The organism is Alistipes sp. (assembly GCF_020026455.1).
In the GTDB taxonomy this organism is placed as follows: Bacteria; Bacteroidota; Bacteroidia; order Bacteroidales; family Rikenellaceae; genus Alistipes.
Window position 1 is genome coordinate 81,189 of record NZ_JAHHQJ010000010.1, and the last position, 17,416, is coordinate 98,604.

General features: G+C 59.7%; 18 protein-coding genes and 2 tRNA genes. 9 read left to right on the top strand and 11 right to left on the bottom strand.

What is annotated here, in order from left to right:
• Positions 1-141 precede the first annotated feature (141 nt).
• Positions 142-1,689 (bottom strand): putative glutamine/gamma-aminobutyrate antiporter GadC, encoded by a 1,548-nt coding sequence (gadC, locus tag QZ460_RS07160; protein ID WP_366934997.1) that lies wholly within the window; start codon positions 1,687-1,689, stop codon positions 142-144.
• A gap of 150 nt (positions 1,690-1,839) precedes the next feature.
• On the opposite strand from gadC, the gene QZ460_RS07165 reads away from it, so the two are divergent.
• The 3 genes from QZ460_RS07165 (at position 1,840) to QZ460_RS07175 (ending at position 4,501) form a co-directional block, all read left to right on the top strand.
• The gene (locus QZ460_RS07165; protein WP_290540891.1) at positions 1,840-2,772 is read left to right on the top strand and encodes a DUF5106 domain-containing protein; all 933 of its coding nucleotides are present in this window, start codon (positions 1,840-1,842) and stop codon (positions 2,770-2,772) included.
• Between the two features lie 346 nt (positions 2,773-3,118).
• Positions 3,119-3,673 (top strand): NADH peroxidase, encoded by a 555-nt coding sequence (locus QZ460_RS07170; RefSeq protein WP_290540892.1) that lies wholly within the window; start codon positions 3,119-3,121, stop codon positions 3,671-3,673.
• Between the two features lie 96 nt (positions 3,674-3,769).
• Entirely contained in the window at positions 3,770-4,501 is a 732-nt protein-coding gene (locus QZ460_RS07175) for a DUF5036 family protein (protein WP_290540893.1), read from the top strand.
• 58 nt (positions 4,502-4,559) lie between these two features.
• Here QZ460_RS07175 and QZ460_RS07180 read toward each other — a convergent pair whose 3' ends face one another.
• On the bottom strand, positions 4,560-4,895 hold the full coding sequence (locus QZ460_RS07180; RefSeq protein WP_290540894.1) for a hypothetical protein: 336 nt from the start codon (positions 4,893-4,895) through the stop codon (positions 4,560-4,562).
• A 21-nt stretch (positions 4,896-4,916) separates the two neighbouring features.
• Positions 4,917-5,126, bottom strand: a complete 210-nt coding sequence (locus QZ460_RS07185; protein WP_290540895.1) for a YtxH domain-containing protein — start codon at positions 5,124-5,126, stop codon at positions 4,917-4,919.
• A 68-nt stretch (positions 5,127-5,194) separates the two neighbouring features.
• Between QZ460_RS07185 and QZ460_RS07190 the strand changes: the two genes are divergently transcribed.
• The gene (locus tag QZ460_RS07190) at positions 5,195-5,704 is read left to right on the top strand and encodes an SLOG family protein (protein WP_290540896.1); all 510 of its coding nucleotides are present in this window, start codon (positions 5,195-5,197) and stop codon (positions 5,702-5,704) included.
• Between the two features lie 48 nt (positions 5,705-5,752).
• On the opposite strand, the gene QZ460_RS07195 is transcribed toward QZ460_RS07190, so the two are convergent.
• The 3 genes from QZ460_RS07195 to QZ460_RS07205 all read right to left on the bottom strand — a co-directional run bounded on the left by QZ460_RS07195 (position 5,753) and on the right by QZ460_RS07205 (position 8,320).
• Positions 5,753-6,643, bottom strand: coding sequence for a hypothetical protein (locus QZ460_RS07195; RefSeq protein WP_290540897.1), 891 nt, complete (start codon positions 6,641-6,643; stop codon positions 5,753-5,755).
• Between the two features lie 87 nt (positions 6,644-6,730).
• Entirely contained in the window at positions 6,731-7,966 is a 1,236-nt protein-coding gene (locus tag QZ460_RS07200; protein ID WP_290540898.1) for a 6-phosphofructokinase, read from the bottom strand.
• 153 nt (positions 7,967-8,119) lie between these two features.
• Entirely contained in the window at positions 8,120-8,320 is a 201-nt protein-coding gene (locus tag QZ460_RS07205; RefSeq protein ID WP_290540899.1) for a cold-shock protein, read from the bottom strand.
• A 139-nt stretch (positions 8,321-8,459) separates the two neighbouring features.
• On the opposite strand from QZ460_RS07205, the gene QZ460_RS07210 reads away from it, so the two are divergent.
• From QZ460_RS07210 to QZ460_RS07225, 4 genes are all read left to right on the top strand, one after another.
• Positions 8,460-8,756: a hypothetical protein gene (locus QZ460_RS07210; protein WP_290540900.1), complete on the top strand. Its 297-nt coding sequence runs from the start codon at positions 8,460-8,462 to the stop codon at positions 8,754-8,756.
• A gap of 3 nt (positions 8,757-8,759) precedes the next feature.
• Positions 8,760-9,833: a TIGR04133 family radical SAM/SPASM protein gene (locus QZ460_RS07215; protein ID WP_290540901.1), complete on the top strand. Its 1,074-nt coding sequence runs from the start codon at positions 8,760-8,762 to the stop codon at positions 9,831-9,833.
• Positions 9,834-10,312: 479 nt separating this feature from the next.
• Positions 10,313-10,387, top strand: a tRNA-Pro gene (locus QZ460_RS07220).
• Between the two features lie 68 nt (positions 10,388-10,455).
• A tRNA-Pro gene (locus QZ460_RS07225) sits at positions 10,456-10,529 on the top strand.
• A gap of 81 nt (positions 10,530-10,610) precedes the next feature.
• On the opposite strand, the gene QZ460_RS07230 is transcribed toward QZ460_RS07225, so the two are convergent.
• The 5 genes from QZ460_RS07230 to QZ460_RS07250 form a co-directional block, all read right to left on the bottom strand.
• On the bottom strand, positions 10,611-11,252 hold the full coding sequence (locus QZ460_RS07230) for an HAD family phosphatase (RefSeq protein ID WP_290540902.1): 642 nt from the start codon (positions 11,250-11,252) through the stop codon (positions 10,611-10,613).
• A 140-nt stretch (positions 11,253-11,392) separates the two neighbouring features.
• Complete coding sequence (locus tag QZ460_RS07235) at positions 11,393-12,340, bottom strand: SDR family NAD(P)-dependent oxidoreductase (protein WP_290540903.1); 948 nt, start codon at positions 12,338-12,340, stop codon at positions 11,393-11,395.
• Positions 12,340-13,554, bottom strand: coding sequence for an NADH:flavin oxidoreductase (locus tag QZ460_RS07240; RefSeq protein ID WP_290540904.1), 1,215 nt, complete (start codon positions 13,552-13,554; stop codon positions 12,340-12,342). Before QZ460_RS07240 ends, QZ460_RS07235 begins: the two co-directional genes overlap by 1 nt.
• A 203-nt stretch (positions 13,555-13,757) precedes the next feature.
• Positions 13,758-14,519 (bottom strand): DUF1295 domain-containing protein, encoded by a 762-nt coding sequence (locus QZ460_RS07245; RefSeq protein ID WP_290540905.1) that lies wholly within the window; start codon positions 14,517-14,519, stop codon positions 13,758-13,760.
• A 519-nt stretch (positions 14,520-15,038) separates the two neighbouring features.
• Positions 15,039-16,454 (bottom strand): glutamate decarboxylase, encoded by a 1,416-nt coding sequence (locus tag QZ460_RS07250; RefSeq protein ID WP_290540906.1) that lies wholly within the window; start codon positions 16,452-16,454, stop codon positions 15,039-15,041.
• A gap of 94 nt (positions 16,455-16,548) precedes the next feature.
• Here QZ460_RS07250 and QZ460_RS07255 point away from each other — a divergent pair, with 94 nt between their 5' ends.
• On the top strand, positions 16,549-17,280 hold the full coding sequence (locus QZ460_RS07255) for a Sir2 family NAD-dependent protein deacetylase (RefSeq protein ID WP_290540907.1): 732 nt from the start codon (positions 16,549-16,551) through the stop codon (positions 17,278-17,280).
• Positions 17,281-17,416: the final 136 nt, after the last annotated feature.

Here is a 17,416-nt window from a genome sequence, read left to right on the forward strand (position 1 = left end):
GGATTTTAATTGGACCTGTGTGTCTGCGGTCGTCGGTCGCAGTCACGGCGCGATGCCGCGACTGCAGACCCGACCTGCTCCGAACTCCCTCCCCGGCGCAAGGGCGGGAGTTTGGGAGAGTGAGAACCGCAGGCCCGGATGTTATTTGTTGCCGTTTGACTTGGTTGTGGCCGGCGACGCTTTCGCGGCTGCCGGAGCTGCGGCGGGCGCTGCCGCCCCGGCCTGCTCCTCCCAATGGAAGGGAGCGAAATCGGCGGCGGCTTCGGGGTCTTTCCACGAGGGTTTGCGCATGGAGTAGATGACGAATGGGGCGATAACGACCACCACGCAGCCGATGATCAGCACCGAGAACCAGACGGCGTTGCTGCCGGTCGTAATCTGGCTGGGCGGCACGAAGCTCAGGATGAAGGCCAGCAGCGAACCGAGGAATCCGAGGCTTCCGATGAACCACATCAGGCCGTTGCTTTTGCCCAGACGGAACGGCCGGGGAGTGTTTTTCATCTTGTAGCGCAGGGTGATGCCTGCCGCGAACATCAGCATGTACATGATCAGGTAGAGCAGCACGGTCAGCTGCGAGAGGATCTGGTAGAACGACTGCACCGAGGGCATCACGACGAAGAGCAGCGAGAGCAGCGTCACGACACAACCCTGGATCAGCAGGATATTCTTCTGTACGCCGTGTTTGTTGGTTTTCTGGAAGAACGGGGGCAGATAGCCGGCCTTTCCCACGGCGAAGATACCCTTCGAGGGGCCTGCCACCCAGGTCAGCACGCCTGCGAGCACGCCGAACATCAGGGCGACGGCGATGATCGGCCCGGCCCACGACATGTGGAGGTAGTGGAAGTAGTTGTCAAATCCAACCAGCAGCGACTGCGTGAGGCTGATGTCCTTGGCGGGGATGATCAGTCCCAGCGAGAAGGTTCCCAGGATGAAGATCACCACCGTGACCAGCGAACCCATGAGGATGGCCTTGGGGTAGTTTCGCGAGGGGTTCTTCACGTCCATGACGTGGATACCCATCATCTCCATACCTGCATAGAAGAGGAAGATACTGCTTGCCAGCACGAGGTTGTCGAATTTCGACAGATCGGGGAAGAATCCCTGCGACATGTCCATGTGGTTGTGTCCGCCGGTGGCCACGTAGATGACACCCAGCACGATCAGCAGTCCCGCGGGAATGACCGTACCGATCATACCGCCCCATTTGCTGATTTTTCCGACCCATCCGAGGCCCTTCAGGGCGACGAACGTTGCGATCCAGTAGATGGCCAGCACGACGCAGAGCGTGAACAGCTTGTTCGAGGCCAGCATCTCGTCGTGCGTGTCGTTCATGCCGATGAAGGCGATCGACACGGCGCCGAAGGTCAGCACCGTCGGGTACCAGATCGTCGATTCGGTCCATTGCAGCCAGATTGCGAGGAATCCCGTGCGGGCGCCGTAGGCTTCGCCGACCCAGCGGAACACACCGCCCTGCTTGTCGGAGAACATCGCGGCCAGTTCGGCGGCGACCATCGCCGTCGGGATCAGAAACACGATGGCTGCAAACAGGTAGTAGAATGCCGACGAAAGTCCGTAGACCGCTTCGGCCGGCAGTCCGCGCAGACTCACTACGGCAGTCACGTTCATAATTGCCAGTGTCATGACACTCAATTTGAACCCTGTGCTTGTGGTAGTTTTCTTTACATCCATAATGACTTGATTTGGTTGATTTGGTTTTTTGTCGCTGTTGAGTGTTGCAACTACCGTGCAAAACCGCCGGACGGCCTCCTTTGTAGCCTTCGGGAGCAGGATTGTTGCCGGAAATTTCTATCTTTGCCTGTGTAAATAACCTTCAAGCCCATGCAACGCATCCTGATCCTCCTCCTGACAGTCCTGTGCGTCGCCTCGTGCGGTCGCCGCCGGAGCGCATCCTCGCCGGAGAGTGCGGCTCCCGCACCCAGTCCGCGGGTTTTTCTCCCGGCCATCGCCCCTGCGGGACTTGCTCCCGACGAGCAGCGCGACTATCTCCGCAGCCACTATTGGGACCGTTTCGACTTCTCCGACTCGCTTTTCGTCTCCGAAGCCGACACGCTGCAGATGATCGAGGCCTTTGCGCGCTACATTGCGGTGCTTTCCGACCGTCCGGCAGATTCCGCACCGATGGATTCGCTCATGCACCGGGCTTCGTCGTCGAAGCCGATGCTCGACTATTTCGCGATGCTCGCCGCGACGGTGCTGTACGACCCCAACTCGCCGCTGCGCAACGACGAGTTCTACATTCCCGTGCTCCGGGCGCAGCTCGCCAGTCCCTTCTACAACGACTACGAACGCATCGCTCCGCAGTATGAGCTCAATCTGGCCCTGCAGAACCGCCTGGGAGAGCCGGCCAACGATTTCCGCTATACACTCGCCTCGGGCGCCTCGGGGACGCTCTACGGACTGAATGCCGAATACGTGCTGCTGTTCATCAACAATCCCGGCTGCGCGATGTGCCGTGAAATCCGCGAGGCGATCTCCTCCTCGCCGATGCTTTCGGAGATGATCGAGCGGGGGCGGCTGAAGGTGCTGACCCTCTATCCGGACGAGGACCTTACGGAGTGGCACAACTACCGCGACCACATTCCGGCGTCGTGGATCAATGCCTACGACAAGGGATGCGTCATCCGCGAAAAGAACCTGTACAACCTGCATGCCATTCCGGCCCTGTACCTGTTGGACCGCAACAAGCGGGTGCTGGTGAAGGATTCGACCGATGTCCCCCATATCGAGGAGGTGATCGACCGCCACGCCTGACCCGGCGTCCGGTGCCGCCTTTCTTCGGAGGACCACGACCCGGAGCGTTCCGGTGTCCTTCTTCGGATGGACCACGACCCGGAGTGTTCCGGTGCCCTTCTTCGGAGAGACCACGGCCCGGACGACCCCGGACCGGTTCTGCGCCCGGCACAAGACGGCTGCTTTTGGGGGCGGCGTGCGTGCGCCTGGAGGCTGTTTGTCGGGGCTTGCAGGGCGACTATAAGTAAATGTTATTGCTGCATCAGAAAAGACAATCGGAAATTGATACGTGCTTTGCTCCGAATTACTATCTTTGCATCGCAAACAGAACACAATCACACACACACACATTAAACAGTAGAAAATTATGGCAAAGAAATGGCGTTGTACCGTATGCGGTTACATTCACGAAGGTCCCGAGGCTCCCGATCAGTGCCCGATGTGCAAGGTCGGCAAAGAGAAGTTCGTAGAACTGGTTGAGTCCGAGGGCGACCTGGATTTCGTAACGGTACACAAGATCGGCGACGGCAAGGGCGCCAGCAAGGAACTCTGGGAGGGCCTTCAGAATCATTTCATGGGCGAGTGCACCGAGGTGGGCATGTATCTGGCAATGAGCCGTCAGGCCGACCGCGAGGGTTATCCCGAGATCGCCGAGGCTTACAAGCGTTACGCCTGGGAGGAGGCCGAGCATGCCTCGAAGTTCGCCGAGCTGATCGGCGAGGTCGTGTGGGACACCAAGACCAACCTCGAAAAGCGCATGAATGCCGAGTGCGGTGCCTGCGAGGACAAGATGCGCCTGGCTCGTTTGGCGAAGGAGGAAAACCTCGACGCCGTCCACGATACCGTCCACGAGATGGCCAAGGACGAGGCCCGTCACGGCAAAGGCTTCGAAGGCCTCTACAAACGCTATTTCGGCAAATAATTTCCCGTTCAGGGAATCATGGAGCGGATCCTTTGCGGATCCGCTTTTTTTTTATACCTTTGCCGCGGCTACATGTAACTTAAACTGATTTTTGCAATGAAAAAGATCCTCCTGCCGCTGCTTCTTGCGGCATTCGCGGTCGGTGCCTCTTCCTGTTCAGACGACAAGATTCCCGGCGATCCCGAAGGGACCGTTTCCCTCAATATGATGGACGAAAACAACGGCAAAACCATACTTGACGATTCGGGTATCTATATCGACAAGGCGCAGAATTTCGTGAGCGGAGACAATTGCGTTCTTTATGCGCTCGGTAAGGTCAGCGGTCTGGGTGCCATTACGCCCAAGTCGCTGGTGACGGGTACGTCGACGGCCGCCGTGCAGGTCGGTCATGGCTACGTGGCCGTGCGTCCGGGGGCGTTGATGGCGTTCCCCTCCGGAAATCACGCCATGTCCATCGGGGATCAGGCGGTGAATTACCTGAAGATCTATGTGGTGTCGCCGCTTATGGAGGAGTCCAAGACCGTCGGTGCAGCGATCCGGTACGTTATCGACCGGCCCAAGCCCTATAAACTGCCCGAATACGGGAGTACGGTGTTGCGGATCACCAGTTCCGACATCGACTATCTCGGACAGGAGGTGTCGTTGTCGCTGCCGGACGGCGCTGCCGAATACGTTTTCCATGGCAACGAGAAAATAGTATGTGAGCGGCGCGGCGGAAAACTGGTATTCCGGCTCAACTACTGGATGGCTGACGAAAGTTTCGAACTCTTTCTGCGTATGAATGAGAGCTATACGAAGGTATATGTCTACGTGGATGCGCCGCTGTGACACATTCGGCCGTGGCGCTATTGAAAAATCCGGAGCAGCATCTGCTGCTCCGGATTTTTCAATTTTTCAGCAACTCCTCGCGGAGTTTCAGAAACAGAGAAACCTTTCCGGCGATCCATTCGTAGCCCGTCTGCACGCTGCGGGCCACCTCGTAAACCGTATCGGCCTGCCTGCGGATCTGTTCCACGGCATTGCGGATCGCGAACAGATAGACGAGCAGAGCGAGGACGGCGAAAAAGCCGCCTGCGATCAGCGCCGAGGCGATGACCGAACCCGTGACGGACGAAAGCCAGATGACCAGCGCCAGGAGCAGCAGCAGGATGGCAATGCCCGCCGTTGTTGCGAAAAAGAGCAGTGCGGCGATGAAATGGCCGCCGGAAGGTTTATTCCCCATCGTTGTGGCGTGCCGCGAGGGTCATTTTTCGTCGCATTTGCAGCGGGCTTCCTCGATCTCCTTCTCGACTTTTCCGAGTTTGTCTTTCATCTTGTCGATCTCCTCGTCGAGCGAATCCTTGATTTTCTGCCGCAGTTCCGGACCGGACTGAGGGGTGAAGAGCATTGTGAGGGCCGAGCCGATGATCATGCCGCCCACGAGCGATACGATGGCAATTCCTGTGTTTTTCATAGTCGTTAAGCGTTTAAATGCACGGATGAGGCTTGCAAAGTCCGGGCCAAAACCTTACCTTTGGACACATGATCACCGATCCCCGCACATCCGTCGCCTTTACCGGCCACCGCACCTATCGCGGCGAGGCTGCCGACATCCTGCGTCGGACGCTGGAGACCCTCTACGACCGGGGTTTCCGCACCTTTTTGAGCGGCATGGCCGTTGGATTCGATTTGGCCGCCGCCGAGGCCGTGCTGGAACTGGGGCGTCGGCATGCAGACGTGCGGCTTGTTGCCGTGGTTCCGTTCCGGGGGCAGGAGACGCGCTTCTGCCCGGCCGACCGCGACCGCTTCGTCCGTGTGCTGGCCGAAGCCGCCGATAGCGTGGTCCTCTCCCCGGTCTACCACCGGGGTTGCTATGCCGTCCGCAACAATTACCTCGTCGACCATGTCCGGGTGCTGGTTGCCTGGTACGACGGCACGCCCGGCGGCACGCATTACACCCTCCGCCGCGCCCTCGGCCGCGGGCTGGAGATTCTGGACCTCCATCCGGCGGGTCCCGCGCTGCCGGCTCCCGGGCCCATGCTCTTCGGATGAAAAAAGGCGGACCCGCCGGGCCCGCCTTTGTCGATGGTGCGAATGTTCCTATTCGGTCGGTTCTGTCAGTTCGATCCCTTGGAGCAGCCCCTCGATGCGCTGGAGCGTCGAGGTTTTGCCGTATTCGTCCGCCGGGAAGCTGATCCCGATGGTGATGAGCGACTGCCCCTGTTTCAGGTCGTAGTTCGTGAAGACAAATCCCGGGTATTCCGTCCGGCGGCCTTCGCTGCGCAGCATGTCGATGCCGTTCGCCGTGAAGGGACGCGAAGCCTTGATGATTCCGCCGTCGTAGTAGGCCGAGTCGCGGCTCTGGCAGAAGTCCGAGAGGTCGGCGACGTTCTCCACGTCCGTTTCGATCGCGTTTTGCAGGGCGTCGATGTTGAACTCCCATTGGCCGTCGAGAACGTACATCGTGTAACGGGCATAGGTCGAGTCGGTTTCGGGCTCTGCCTCCTCTTCCACGGCGGTGTATCCGGCGGGAATCCGGATTCGCAGCCCGAGGTCCGGGCAGTCGTAGGTCTGTTCGTCGTCGAGCAGCACCAGTTCGCCGCTTTCGTTCACCAGCTGTGTGGAGAGCACCGTGAGGTATCCGATGAGCAGGACGGTGCAGACGGCCGCCGCAAGCATGCGCCAGAATGCGGCGTATTCACCCGCGCTGTATTTGATTTTCAGCCAGATGTACCATCCTCTGATCGCCTGCCAGGCACCCCAGAGAATAGCTCCCGTGGCGACGATGTAGCGGCCTCCGGCCTCGGTGAGGTAGTAGGAGATGAAGCTGAAAGCCAGTCCGCCGATGCACCACAGCAGACCGACGAGGATGTTCTTTTTCGCTTCGGCGAGCGATTCCGCCGGCTGTCCGGCGGGTTTGGGAGTTGGGGATTCCGGCTCCGCAGGTGTTTCGGGCATCGGCTCGAACACCGGTTCCTGGGTTTGTTTCATGATTGGTTTTCGGTAAAGTGTGTGATACGTAAAATCCCGGAAAGTCCGCGCAAGCGCTTTCCGGGATTTTATCGGATCGTTCTTGGATTATTTCCAGTTCAGGATCTTGTGGAAGTCATACTCCTCGGGATTGGGGACGTATGCCTTGGCAGCTTCGTAGTCGGCCGGCGTGATGGCGTTGATGATGTTCTCCACCACCGACGTGAATTTGTCCGACTGGATGTCCACCAGACGGGGCGGAATCTTGCCCGTTGTGGGATCCTGCAGGTCCTTGAGGTAGAGCGGCGAGACATTGCCCTCCGAATCCACGTAGACCATGCAGCCCGTCTTGCCCTCGGCGAAGAGCTTGTGCACGCCGATACCCAGCTCCGAGCAGTAGGTCAGGTCGTAGGCGATCGGGGTCTGGCAGCGGATCTCGTAGCCCAGTTCCACGGGGCGGCTCTTGACCTTGAGACCCAGCTCCTTGAGCTTCATCTCGATCATCTCGTTGAAGATGTGTGCCTTCGAAACCTTGCCCAGTTCGGGATGTCCGTGCTCGTCGTAGGTGAAGTGGATGCCGCTCTTGCGGATCTCCTCGTCCGACAGAGCGTGGAACACGCCTTCGGAAATCACGGCAGCACCGTAGTCCATGCCCATGATCTTACGCTTGATGATCGACGAAATCACCAGGTTGACGATCTTCTCGACGGTGATCTCTGTCTTGTCGAACATCTCGGGGATGACGATCATCGGGTAGTGGCAAGCCTCACCGATACCGAATGCCAAGTGTCCGGCCGAGCGGCCCATGGCAGCCAGCACGAACCAGTTTCCGCTCGTGCGTGCGTCGACATAGACGGCGCGGGCGATGACGGCACCCTTGTCCTTGGCCGATTCGTATCCGAACGTCGGCGTTCCCTTGGGGAGGGGCAGGTCGTTGTCGATGGTCTTCGGCACGTGGATGTTGGCGATGGGGTATTTCTTTGCCTCCAGGAACTTGGCGATACGGTTGGCGGTCGAAGCCGTGTCGTCGCCGCCGACGGTCACCAGCAGTTTGATGTTGTTGTCGGTGAAGAACTTGAGGTTGAAATTGTTCTCGAAATCCGAGTCCTTGGGTTTGAAACGGCTCATCTGCAGGAACGAACCTCCCTGGTTGAAGATGCCGTCGGCCATCGGGTAGTCGATGTCTACGGTGCGGGGCGAGGGGTTGAACAGTCCCGTGTATCCTTCGTGCAGGCCGATGACGCGATAGCCTTTGCGCAGGAACGTTTTGGCGACACTGCCCACTACGGTATTCATGCCGGGAGCCGGTCCGCCGCCGGTCAGAATTGCGATTGCTTCTTTCATGTTTTTGATAGGTTTTTTATGTTTTGAGAACCTTTTTTTCGATTTCGGACGCCCAAAAGTACTGTTTTTTTTTCAAACGGGCAAGAAAAAAGGAGACCACCTTGTGAGTCGGGGACCTCCTTTTTTGCACTCTTGTACTTATAGTTTGCGTGATTACTCAACTACAGTTACGTTAATAGCCTGTTCTCCCTTGGCGCCGGAGCCAACTTCGAACTCGACCGCCTGACCTTCGTTGAGCGACTTGAAGCCATCCTTTGCGATGCCCGAGAAGTGTACGAAAATCTCTTTTCCGTTCTCCGCCGTAATGAATCCGTAGCCTTTCTTGCTATCGAACCATTTTACCTTACCTGTCATAAAAATTAGAGAATTAAAATGTTAATTTGTTCGGCAAAGTAAAATAAAAATCGTTGGCTTTCAAAACTTTTTGGCATGTTTTTTCGTCTTATGCGGAAAATTTCTATCTTTGCATTGAGAATGTTAACCTCATGGCGTTATGAATAGAAATCTGAAACTCGCACTGGCAGCCCTCCTGGGCTTCTCCGCAGCCTGCTCGTCGGTGAAAAACGCTCCCCGGAAGGAGGATGCGAAGAGGCAGGATGTCGATACGACGGCCGTAAAGGGATACTCCGAATTTCCCCGCCGCGTGGTGGTCATGTACGGCGTGCCTACACCCCACCGGGACAGCATCCACAACGAGCGGCTCAAACGCCTGGAACGCGGCCGTCCCGATTCGCTGCCTCCCGTGGCCGAACGTCCGCAGGAGGAGGACCCTTCCGTCGACACGAAATAGATCATGTCACGCCGCCGGTTGGGTCTTCGCAAACGTTTGGCCCTCAATATTTTTTCCGATCTCTATGCTTCGACGGTGCGCGAGCATCGTCTGGATACGCTTTTCTGGGAGTGCACGCTGCGCTGCAACCTCTCGTGCCGCCATTGCGGCAGCGACTGCCGGGTGGATCCCGGCGTGGCGGACATGCCGCTGGCTGATTTTCTGCAGGTGCTCGACGAGGAGGTGACGCCCCATGTCGATCCCGTCGATGTGCTGATCATCTTCTCGGGGGGCGAAGTGCTCGTCCGTGCGGACCTGGAGGAGGCGGGTGCCGCGGTTACGCGCCGCGGCTATCCGTGGGGCATGGTGACCAACGGCATGGCCCTGACCCCGGAACGGTTCGGGCGTCTGCTCGATGCGGGGCTGAAAACGGTCTCGGTGAGCCTCGACGGTTTCGAGCGCGAGCACAACTATATCCGCGGGAATCCCCGCAGTTACGACCGCGCGCTGGAGGCCGTGCGGATGATCGTGCGCGAACCCTCGCTGTCGTACGACGTGGTCACCTGCGTCACGGGGGCGATGGTCCCGCATCTGGAGGCGTTCGGCGACATGCTCCTCGCGGAGGGGGTGCGCCATTGGCGGCTCTTTTCGATTTTCCCGATGGGACGGGCCAAGAACGACCCGACGCTGCGGATGACCGATGCCCAGTTCCGCGAGATGCTGGAGTTCATCCGCCGCACGCGGCAGGAGGGCAGGATTGGGGTCAGCTATGCCTGCGAAGGCTTCCTGGGCGGTTACGAGGCTGAGGTCCGCGACCATTTCTACCAATGCGCCGCAGGTGTTTCGGTGGCTTCGATCCGTGTCGACGGGGCCATTTCGGGGTGCACGTCGATCCGGGCTAACTACCATCAGGGGAACATCTACCGGGATAAGTTCTGGGACGTGTGGCAAAACCGCTTCGAGCCGTTCCGCGACCGCGAATGGGCCCGCAAGGGCGAATGTGCCTCATGCTCGATGTTCCGTTACTGCCTGGGCGGGGGCATGCACCTGCGGGGCGACGACGGCGAATTGCTCTACTGCCACTACCACCGGCTGTGACCGTCCGGTCCGGAGCCGGATATTTCCGCGTTTCCTCATTTCCTCATTTCCTCCCGCCCGACCTCCCGGCTTTTTCTGTTTGTCCTTTCCCGCCGGTTTTTTCCCGCCGGTTTCTTTCCGTCAACTCCCTTCCCGTTCCCCGGTTCCTGCCTGCTCGCTCCCGCCAGCCCCCTTTTCCTTGCCTCGGCTTCTGCTTGCTCGCTCCCGCCAGCCCCTTTTCTGCCAGCTCCTCTCCGTTCCTTGTTTCTGCGAAGTGGACTGTGGAAAATTGCTTTTGGGGGAGCGGGAGAGAGTTCGTATGGCTGAAATATCGGGAAAACAGATTGTTGCAAGACTTGAAGGCCGGCCTGATAATCCTCCGCAATGAGATTTTTGAGGCGGTTTGTTATTTTTGCAGCATGTTTTTTCGGAAATAATTTTGTCTTTTCGGAATTTAAACTTATCTTTGTGCGCTCTTAGAAATGATAAGGGTACTTGTTCGGGGTGTAGCGCAGTCCGGTTAGCGCGCCAGCTTCGGGAGTTGGAGGTCGCTGGTTCGAATCCAGTCTCCCCGACAAATCGGCAGACTGCTTGAGAGGGTAGTCTGCTTTTTTATTGAAAATCCGGCGGAAGCCGCAGCGTTCGGAGTGTAGCGCAGTCCGGTAGCGTATCTGGTTTGGGACCAGAGGGTCGCAGGTTCGAATCCTGTCACTCCGACAGACAATGAAAATGGATGAAACGAGAACCCCTCTGATCGTACGATCGGAGGGGTTCTCTCGTTCGGCTCCCGCCGCTATTTTACCGGATTTCGTCGTAGAGGTTGAGATTTTCGAGTATGTGGCCGAAATCCTCCCCCGGACCGGGCATGTAAACCGCGAATCCGAGCCTTTGCGCGGTGTCGATGTTCTTCTGTCCGTCGTCGATGAAGAGCGTCTCTTCGGGGCACATGCCGCCTGCAGCGATCATCTTGCGGAAGATCGCCTCCGAGGGCTTCAGTTCGTTCAGCTCGTAGGAGAGGTAGACGGCGTCGAAATAGTCGTCCATCGCCTTGCCGTCGGCCGTAAACATCCGCCGGATGTACTCCATCGACGCGGGGTTGTTGTTCGAGAGCACGCAGGTCCGGATTCCGCGCCCGCGCAGAGCATCTATCTGACGGAGCTTCGCGAGGGATATCCCCGCGAGGAACTCCCCGTAAGCCCAGGCGATCTGCTCGTCGCTTACCTGGGGAGTGCCCGACAGACGGCGCATTTCCTCGCATGCCTCGCCGAACGAGATGTCGCCGCGCTCTAGCCGTCCGATCATCTCGGCGGGGTAGTAGGGGTTGATCAACTCGGCCACGGCATCCATTCCGAGAGTCCGGAAAGCGGCGATGCAGCGGTCCTTGTCCAGGTCGACCAGCACGCCTCCGAGGTCGAAGACGACCGTTTTGATTGTGTTCATGATCTGTCGTTTTTTTCTTCGTGTTATACTTCTTTTTTTGAGCCGGCTTCGGCCCGCTGCGCTTCCTTCGATCGTGCCCTTTTGCCCGGATGACGGACAACGCCTCCTCCTCCGGCGGCAGGACACTCTGCCCGAAGCGCCTATTTCTGAAATTTCATCGTGAACTTGCGGATCGGACGCAATACGCACATCGGCAGCATCTTGCAGAGGGGGATCCACATGCGGTTCCACCAGTCGGGGACGATACACCGACGTCCCCGCCACAGGGCGCGCAGTCCGCGCCGGGCACACGAGTCGGCCGTGATAAGCACTCCGAGACGCGTGCCGATGTGCTGCCAGCGGGGAGGCAGGCCGTAGAGGTCGGTGGCCACGCCTGCCGGGCAGACCGCCGTGACGCGGATGCCGTGCTCCCGAACCTCCTTCGCGAAGGCCACCGAGAACGACCGCAGATAAGCCTTCGACGCGCTGTACAGGGCCAGTCCCGGAAAGGGCATCCACAGCGAGAAGGAGGACATGTTGAGAATATGGCCCCGACAGCCGCGGCGCACCATATCGGCGGCCGCCATCCGGCACAGTTGGGTGTTCGTCAGGTCATGCAGCAGGATGATGCGCTCGATGCGTTCGGCGGGGGTTTGCAGGATGTCGCGGAACGAGAAGATCCCGGCGTTGTTCACCAGCACGTCGACGACGGCTCCTTCGCGCTGCACGGCTTCCCACAATGCTGCGGCGGCATCGACGCGTGCCAGGTCGATCTCCACGATCCGCACGTCGGGCCGAAATCCGGCGGTGGAGGACGCCGCTTTCCGGTCGGCGCCGTCCGCCGCTGCTCCGGCTGAGCATATCTCGTCCCGTACCGCCTCCAGCGGTTCGCGGCAGTTGCCCGCCAACACCAGATTGTAACCCAGTGCCGCTAGCCGCAGGGCATAGCAGCGTCCGATGCCTGACCCGGCACCCGTGACCAGTGCCCAGGCGCTTCCCGGGGCGACGGACCCCGCCGGTCGGCGCCGATCGGTGCTGCGGCCGCTTCCGGAACGGTCTGCGTGCGAGGCGCCGCACTCCCCGCGTCGTGTGTTTGTTTCGCTTTTCATCACGGCAGGCGTTTGAGTTCTTCGACGATCCGTCGCGGGAGGTTGTCGCAGTGCTTGCAACACTTCATGTCCACGGAGTACATCCGCGCGATGCAGTAGTTGCGGTGGTCGCAGGCGCTGCGTGTCGCCGCATCGCCCTCGCGGAGTTTTGCGACGAATGCCGGGTCGTTGACAAGTGCCCGGGCCATCTGGACCAGCTCGAATCCCGCGTCCAGCGCGCGGTCGATGCCCTGGCGGCTGACGAGTCCCCCGACATAGATCAGCGGACCCTTCAGCGCGGCCCGGAATTTTTTGGCGTCCTCGAGGAAATAGCACTCCTCGAATGGGAACTGTTTTATCATCAAGGGGCCGCACCAGCGGATGAAGTAGCGCAGCCACAGCGGCGAGTAGTAGCTCATGGTGTAGATCGGTATCAGCCCCCGCATGACGGCCATCGGGGCCTTCGAGACAAAACCGCCCGAGAGGACGATGCCGTCCACGCCGAACGACTCGATGACTTTTGCGATCTCGATGCTTTCGGGGATCTCGATGCCTCCTTTGAATCCGTCGTACATGTTGTGCTTCACGGTGATCGCCATGCCGCATGACCGGGCTGCCTCCACGGCCTCGCCCAGACACATGCGCATGAAGCGGATGCGGTTTTCGAACGAACCACCGTATTCGTCGTGCCGGTGGTTGGTGTAGGGCGAGAGGAACTGCGAAATGAGGTATCCGTGCCCGGCGTGCACCTCCACCGAGTCGAAGCCGGCATCGCGGGCCGTGCGCACGGCCGTCCCGAAGTCGCGGGCCACCTGTTCGATCTCGCGTTTCTTCATGCCCCGAACGGGGGTATAGGCGTAGAGGTTGAATCCCGTCGAGGCGCCGATGGGTATCTGTCCGGCGGTGGTCCAGTGGGTCATGTTGCCGCAGTGCCCGATCTGAATGGCTGCTGCGGCCCCTTCGCGGTGCACGGCGTCGGTGATTTCGCGCAGCCCGGGGACGATTTCGGGACGCAGCCACAGCTGCTTGTTGAACGACAGTCCGCTGCGACATACGGCGGCATAGGCCAGTGTGGTCATGCCCACACCGCCGCGGGCCACGGCGACGTGGTAGTCCTTGAGCTGGCGGGTGGGACCGAAGTCCTTGCCCATGGATTCGAAGGCCGCCGAACGGATCGTGCGGTTGCGCAGCGTGATGGGACCTAACTTATAAGGGGTGAAAAGTAAAGAGGACATTGGGTTGACAGTTATGAATGGACGGTTGAAAACAATTGGGGGTACAAATCCGGGTGCAGCTACCGGTCACAACTCCGGATCGCAATTCCGGGCGGCGCTGCGGCAGCCGCCTGCATCGCGGCATTTCGCGCGTCGGGAGCGACCCCGGGCGGCACGTGTCGTGGCGGCCCTTCCCGCAATTCGCCCCGGCTTCTTGGGGCCGGTCAGTAGACGAAGGGGATGATCCGTTTCCGATGGAGGCGCGAAAACTCTTCGCCGAACTCCTGTTCGTAGCGTCGGCGCAGCGACGCGGCGCGCGGCGCGAGGTTGGCGAAGGTCCACCATGCGAAGACCGCTCCGGCCCACGACCACGAAGCCACGGCGAATCCCACCCATTCGAGCAGTTCGCCGAAGTAGTTGGCCGACGAGACGTAGCGGAACATGCCCCCGCGGGGGATGTAGTGGCGCGTGTCGCCCGGGCGGCGGAGGTGGCGGATGATGTGGTCCGAATGGAGGTTTATGACCATCCCTGCCGCGAACAGGGCTCCGCCGATATAGATGTAGGGTTGTGCGAACCATCCGGCGTAGTAGTCTGGGGGCGAGACGTAGAAGATCCAGCCTCCCTGCATCAGGGCGTTGAGCGTGTTGAAGACCATGCCCATCGCGACGATGCCGAGGGGCATGCGGCCCTTGCCGCGGATCAGCAGCGGGAAGATGAAGGCCCGCTGGAGGTAGTGGGCCTGAAACAGGCAGAACAGCACCAGCGGTCCGGCCTGCCACATCCTCTCGGACGAGGCCCACAGCACGCACATGAGTATGAAAACCGGAGCTTCCATCACCATCCAGCCTACGCGGTTGGGTACGGGCGGCCCGAAGCGGCGGTCGAAGAGATAGCCGTAGCCCGCCTCTACGAAGTGCAGCGCAGCGTAGACTACGGCGGCCAGAAGAGTCATGATGATCAGAAAAATGTCGAAATTTTCTTTCATAGACGTTGGGGATAAAACGCACGAAAGATAGACATTTTTTCCGGGCTCGTCAAGTCCTGTGTGCCCTATGTTTTGTTCGTTGCGTCGTGCCGCTGCGGGGCTGTTTGTCCGGCCCGGGCGCCCGGGCGCGAACCTTGTTTGCGGAGATTGGGCCCTGCCTGCGGAGGCTGTGCCGGGTTGTGTCGGGCCTGCAGCGGCAGCCCCGGGCCCTGCCAGTGGCGGCTGTGCCGGGTTTCGGCGGCCGGTGCGGAACGGGAAGCGCCGTGGCCTGCAAATGAAAAAAGACGGCTCCGCTTCGGGGGTGAAGCGTGAGCCGTCCGGCATCCTGCCGCCCGGAGGGGGCGCGTGTCGCGGGGAAGGTTCCCGGGATGTTCAATCAGCCGTTTCCAGCCGCGAGAAAGCGCCCTTCGGGGCGGCTTGGGAAGCCTCGGTTGGATGCTGCGCCCGGAACATGCCCTCCGCTGGGCGCTCTGCCCGCGAGTGTTCCGGCGCTTGGGGGTCCGGTGACCCCGTGCCGTTTCAATGCGTATAGACCTTGCCTTTCTGGTGCTCCTCGTTCTCGAACTTGATGCGCGAGGAGGTGGGGTAGCGGAGCTTCTCGAACTCGGCCACGGCATTGCGGATGTCTCCCAGAAGCATGTCGGCCATGTCGCGCGACATGCCCTGACGGACCACGACGCGCATGACGATCATCCGGTCGATGTTCTTGGGCATGGTGTATGCCGGGACCATCCATCCGCTCTGCTGCAAGGCAGCCTGCAGGTCGAAGAGCGTCCATTTGGCCTTCTTCTCGTATTCGGGATCCATCATCCAGATGAACAGCGGGTTGACGACCTCCTTGGCGTAGTTTCTGAAGCACGGCATCTTGCCGATCTGCTCGTGGCAGTACCTGGCTATGTCCATCGAATTCTGCTGCACCTCCTTGTATCCCTCGAATCCCAGCCGGATGAAGTTGTAGTACTGGCCGAGAATCTGCGCCGCCGGGCGTGAGAAGTTCAGGCCCACCTGCGTGATGCTCGCGCCGAGGTAGTTGACCGAGAACGACATTTCGTCGGGCAGATACTTCTTGTCCTTCCATACGACCCATCCCAGTCCGGGGTATACCAGTCCGTACTTGTGGCCCGACGTGGAGATCGACAGCACCCATTTGAGCCGGAAGTCCCACTTCTTCTCGGGGCGGAGGAACGGCAGGATGAAACCGCCGGAGGCCGCATCGACGTGGATCGGGATTTCGTAGCCAGTCCGGGCATTGTAGGCGTCGAGCGCCTTGTCGAGACCCTCGATGTCGTCGTCGAGACCGGTCCACGTCACACCGGCGATGGGCACGATGCAGATGGTGTTCTCGTCGCAGGCCTTCAGCGCCTCGTCGATGTCGAGCGTCGGGTGGTCGAGCGTCAGGGGCACGGTGCGCATCTCGATCTGCCACAACTGGCAGAATTTCTCCCACACGACCTGAAATCCGGAGCTCATCACCAGATTCGGTTTGTCAAAGGGTTTGCCTGCGGCCTTGCGGCGCGCACGCCAGCGCAGCCATGCGGCCACACCGCCCAGCATGCACGCTTCGGACGATCCGATGCCCAGTGCTCCAGTTTTCCATTCGGCCTTTTCGGGCGAGTTCCACATGTTGGCCACGATATTGAGGCAGCGGCCGCACATCACCGCGACGCGCGGATACTCCGTCTCGTCGATGTAGTTGATGTTGATGGCTTCGTTCATCAGCCGTGTGGCGTAGTCGTCCATATAGGTGGTCACGAATGTCGCCAGATTGAGCCGTGGCTGGGTCTGGGGATAGGTCTCGTCCTTGACCATCTGATAGGCGATTTCGGGTGCGGTTTTGTGCTTGGGGATGAATTCCGTGGGAGCGGGCGAACGCATCTCTTTCGAGCCGAAAATATCGGTCAGGGTGTCTTCGGCAGTGTGTTTTTGTTGATCCATGGTGTAAAAATATTTATTTGGTTTACATCGGACCGATCTTGCACGAACTATGCCATAAATTTGCTACCTTTACGGGACGAAACCACATCATCCAATGAAAAAGCTTGTTGTCTTCACCGGAGCCGGAGTCAGCGCCGACAGCGGTTTGGCGACGTTCCGCGGCTCCGACGGAACGTGGGGGAATTACCGGATCGAGGAGGTCTGCACCCCCGAAGCGCTTGAGTTCAACCGTCAGGGCGTCATTCGTTTCTACAACGAGCGGCGTGCCGAGATGCTCCGTGCCGAGCCGAATGCCGCCCACCTGGCCATTGCCGGTCTGGAGCGCGCGTTCGACGTTCAGGTCATCACCCAGAATGTCGACAATCTGCACGAAAGGGCGGGTTCGACACATATCCTCCACCTGCACGGGGAGCTTGTCAAACTTCGTTCTACGGCCGATTCGTCGCTCATTCTGCCGTTCGATGGCGTCGAGCAGGGTCTCGACGACCGGGCTCCGGACGGGTCGCTGCTGCGTCCGCATATCGTCTTCTTCGGCGAGGCGGTTCCCGAATTCGAGCGTGCGGCGGAACTTGCCGCCGGAGCCGACATCCTGGTGGTGGTCGGGACTTCGCTGGCGGTCTATCCTGCGGCATCGCTGGTGCGTTGCGTGCGTCCCGACATCCCGGTTTACGTGGTTGACCCGGGAGCCCCGGCGATCCACGGCGTGCGCAATCCACTGGAGGTGATCCGCAAACGTGCCGCCGAGGGAGTCCCCGAACTGGCCGACCGCCTGCTCAAGACCTGTGGGCTGCTCCGCCCCGAGTCACTTCTGGACGGAGAGGCATAATCTGCTTTTCCGTCTGTTCGCCGGTTTCCGTCCGCCGATTTTCGTCTGTCGGCTTTTGTCTGCTGGCTTTTTGGCGGTTGGTTTTTATCTGTTGTTTTTTGTTCGTCAGCTTTTGTCTGCTGGCTTTTGGGCGGAC

What these genes read in the sequence shown, in the direction of transcription:
- gadC (WP_366934997.1), bottom strand. Translation starts at nt 1,689, where the DNA reads ATGGATGTAAAGAAAACTACCACAAGCACAGGGTTCAAATTGAGTGTC.
- QZ460_RS07165 (WP_290540891.1), top strand. Translation starts at nt 1,840, where the DNA reads ATGCAACGCATCCTGATCCTCCTCCTGACAGTCCTGTGCGTCGCCTCG.
- QZ460_RS07170 (WP_290540892.1), top strand. Translation starts at nt 3,119, where the DNA reads ATGGCAAAGAAATGGCGTTGTACCGTATGCGGTTACATTCACGAAGGT.
- QZ460_RS07175 (WP_290540893.1), top strand. Translation starts at nt 3,770, where the DNA reads ATGAAAAAGATCCTCCTGCCGCTGCTTCTTGCGGCATTCGCGGTCGGT.
- QZ460_RS07180 (WP_290540894.1), bottom strand. Translation starts at nt 4,895, where the DNA reads ATGGGGAATAAACCTTCCGGCGGCCATTTCATCGCCGCACTGCTCTTT.
- QZ460_RS07185 (WP_290540895.1), bottom strand. Translation starts at nt 5,126, where the DNA reads ATGAAAAACACAGGAATTGCCATCGTATCGCTCGTGGGCGGCATGATC.
- QZ460_RS07190 (WP_290540896.1), top strand. Translation starts at nt 5,195, where the DNA reads ATGATCACCGATCCCCGCACATCCGTCGCCTTTACCGGCCACCGCACC.
- QZ460_RS07195 (WP_290540897.1), bottom strand. Translation starts at nt 6,643, where the DNA reads ATGAAACAAACCCAGGAACCGGTGTTCGAGCCGATGCCCGAAACACCT.
- QZ460_RS07200 (WP_290540898.1), bottom strand. Translation starts at nt 7,966, where the DNA reads ATGAAAGAAGCAATCGCAATTCTGACCGGCGGCGGACCGGCTCCCGGC.
- QZ460_RS07205 (WP_290540899.1), bottom strand. Translation starts at nt 8,320, where the DNA reads ATGACAGGTAAGGTAAAATGGTTCGATAGCAAGAAAGGCTACGGATTC.
- QZ460_RS07210 (WP_290540900.1), top strand. Translation starts at nt 8,460, where the DNA reads ATGAATAGAAATCTGAAACTCGCACTGGCAGCCCTCCTGGGCTTCTCC.
- QZ460_RS07215 (WP_290540901.1), top strand. Translation starts at nt 8,760, where the DNA reads ATGTCACGCCGCCGGTTGGGTCTTCGCAAACGTTTGGCCCTCAATATT.
- QZ460_RS07230 (WP_290540902.1), bottom strand. Translation starts at nt 11,252, where the DNA reads ATGAACACAATCAAAACGGTCGTCTTCGACCTCGGAGGCGTGCTGGTC.
- QZ460_RS07235 (WP_290540903.1), bottom strand. Translation starts at nt 12,340, where the DNA reads ATGAAAAGCGAAACAAACACACGACGCGGGGAGTGCGGCGCCTCGCAC.
- QZ460_RS07240 (WP_290540904.1), bottom strand. Translation starts at nt 13,554, where the DNA reads ATGTCCTCTTTACTTTTCACCCCTTATAAGTTAGGTCCCATCACGCTG.
- QZ460_RS07245 (WP_290540905.1), bottom strand. Translation starts at nt 14,519, where the DNA reads ATGAAAGAAAATTTCGACATTTTTCTGATCATCATGACTCTTCTGGCC.
- QZ460_RS07250 (WP_290540906.1), bottom strand. Translation starts at nt 16,454, where the DNA reads ATGGATCAACAAAAACACACTGCCGAAGACACCCTGACCGATATTTTC.
- QZ460_RS07255 (WP_290540907.1), top strand. Translation starts at nt 16,549, where the DNA reads ATGAAAAAGCTTGTTGTCTTCACCGGAGCCGGAGTCAGCGCCGACAGC.